Origin of the sequence: Micrococcus sp. HMSC31B01, assembly GCF_001816085.1 — a bacterium.
In the GTDB taxonomy this organism is placed as follows: domain Bacteria; phylum Actinomycetota; class Actinomycetes; order Actinomycetales; family Micrococcaceae; genus Micrococcus; species Micrococcus luteus.
The window spans coordinates 1-1,131 of sequence record NZ_KV825198.1; the positions used below are offsets into that span (position 1 = coordinate 1).

Here is a 1,131-nt window from a genome sequence, read left to right on the forward strand (position 1 = left end):
TGCGGCCGCCCGCGGCGCCCGCCGATCCCCGCGTGCTCACGGGCCACGTGGCCCGGACGCCCCGCCGGCGCACCCTGGCGGTCCCGGACCCCGTCCGCAGGACCCCGTCGTCCGTGGCCGTGTGGGAGTACGCCCCCGTTCCGGAGGCCGCGCCGGGATCGCGAGGCGCACCCGAGGGAGACCCGGCCGCTGCCCCGCTCGTGTTCGTGCACGGCTTCCGCGGGGATCACCACGGCCTCGCCCTGCTGGCCGACGCGCTCCCGGAGCATCCGATCCACTCGATCGAGCTGCCCGGCTTCGGGGACTCGGAGCCCTTCCCTCACGCCGAGCACACCGTGGCCCATCACGCGGACGCGGTGGGCGCCGGCGTCGCCGCCCTGGGTCTGCCGGCCGCCCCCGTGCTGGTCGCACACTCCTACGGGACGACGGTGGCGGCCGAGCTGGCCGCCCGGGACCCGTCCCGGTGGGCACGGCTGGTCCTGCTCAACCCCATCGCCGAACCCGCGCTGCAGGCGTCCGCGTCTGTGACGAGTCGGGTGCTGGCGGCCGTCGCCGAGGGGTACTACGAGGTCGCCGCTCGCCTGCCCGAGCGCCCGGCGCGGCTGCTGCTGGGCGCGCCGCCGGTGGTGTGGGTGACCACGCTCTCCATGACCCGCACCAGGGACAGGGATGTCCTCGCGTACACCCATGACCAGCACCGGCGTCACTTCTCGGGCTTCGCCTCCGCGCGCATGCTCTCCGAGGCGTACCGCGCCTCGAGCACGGGCTCCGTGGCCGACGTCGCCGCCCGCCTCACCCTGCCGGTGCTGCTCGTCGCGGGGCGAGAGGATCCGCTGGGCTCGGTGCCGGCACAGAAGGCGCTCGCCGCGGCGATCGACGCCGGCGGCGGCACGGCGGAGCTGCACGTCCTCGACGGCGTCGGGCATCTGCTGCACTACGAACGCCCGGCCGCCTGCGCGGCGCTGATCCGCGACTGGCTCCGCCGCGCCGGCCGCTGACGCCGTCATCGCCCCGGCATCGCCGCGCTCCTGTCCATCGGGCTGCGGGTCGGTCCAGCCGCCCCCTCAGAGCACCCCGGCCGGGTCGAGCCGCACCCGCACCGGGGCGGTCTCCCGCCGAGCGCTCGCCGCG

General features: G+C 77.0%; 1 protein-coding gene. It reads left to right on the forward strand.

What is annotated here, in order from left to right; translation table 11 throughout:
* A partial coding sequence (locus tag HMPREF3105_RS07975) for an alpha/beta fold hydrolase (RefSeq protein WP_070709144.1) occupies positions 1–998 on the forward strand: 998 nt, incomplete at its 5' end.
* Between the last annotated feature and the right edge of the window lie 133 nt (positions 999–1,131).